The organism is Natrinema soli, from assembly GCF_028618695.1.
In genome coordinates this window covers 1-913 of sequence record NZ_JAQIVI010000378.1, presented here as the reverse complement: position 1 = coordinate 913, position 913 = coordinate 1, and the positions used below count along the sequence as shown (strand labels likewise).

The 913-nt window shown below is 53.9% G+C and carries 2 pseudogenes; one reads left to right on the top strand and one right to left on the bottom strand.

The window, feature by feature from the left end:
- Positions 1-276: 276 nt before the first annotated feature.
- A pseudogene (locus PGX04_RS21235) lies at positions 277-711 on the bottom strand (ISNCY family transposase); the annotation flags it as partial.
- Between the two features lie 46 nt (positions 712-757).
- Between PGX04_RS21235 and PGX04_RS21230 the strand changes: the two are divergent.
- Positions 758-913, top strand: a pseudogene (locus PGX04_RS21230) (IS630 family transposase); the annotation flags it as partial.

The following is a 913-nucleotide window of genomic DNA, read 5'->3' as shown; positions in this document are numbered from 1 at the left end:
AGAGAGTTCTACTCGGATTTTATTTGATTCCTCCGAAGCTCGTTTGTAGACGCTCTACATCCCAGAAACGTGGTGAGCCACATTCTTCGCGTGCTTATAAACCTACAAATGAAACTAGGAAATTCACGAGCTGATGATTCCCAATTCGGTGCGAAAATCGGCCGAGGTTGAATTAGCAACCACGAACCAACCATCTGGATGACAACTATCCCGAAAATCCGCAAAAATCGATAGAGCAGCCGCTACCGAATTGGTGGACCCAGAGTGAGAAAAACGTTACCCGAACTCACGCAGGAAGTCGCCCAACGCTCGCACGAACGTCTTCGCCGTGATCACTGGCGGTGACCGGATCGGCTCGTCGAGCGCGACCTTAATCAAATAGTCTGTGAGCCGCCACAGATTGTAGATCAGCGTCGACAGCGCGAAGTTACACAGGCGAAGTCGGTAGTCCGTCGACGACGTCTTCGGCATGAAATCCTTGATCGACTTGTACTGGTTCTCGATGTCCCACCGACGACTGTACCCGTTCACGACACTCGAGATTTCTTCGGGCTCGACGCGGTCCTGGTTCGTTACGAAGACTGCATACTTTCCGTCGGCATCGTCGCTCGTACTCGGCGCGTAGAGGAACTCCGCCTCGTGATGCACCTCACCATCGATTCCGAATGGAACGTCGTGCTTGACAGCTGCGTCCGCCGTCGGATGCTCCTGATACTGTCGGCTGAATATTTTTTAGATTGGAGTGTGACTCTATGGTATGGCCACGCTTGACGCTGCCACCCTCGACGACCTCCGCGACGCTCTCGCGGAGGTCGAGGACAAGAAGCCGACACAGCGGCTGATGGCAGTGATCAACTACCTCGAAGAAGACGACGCGACGATGGCAGAGGTAGCTGAACGGTACGGATACACC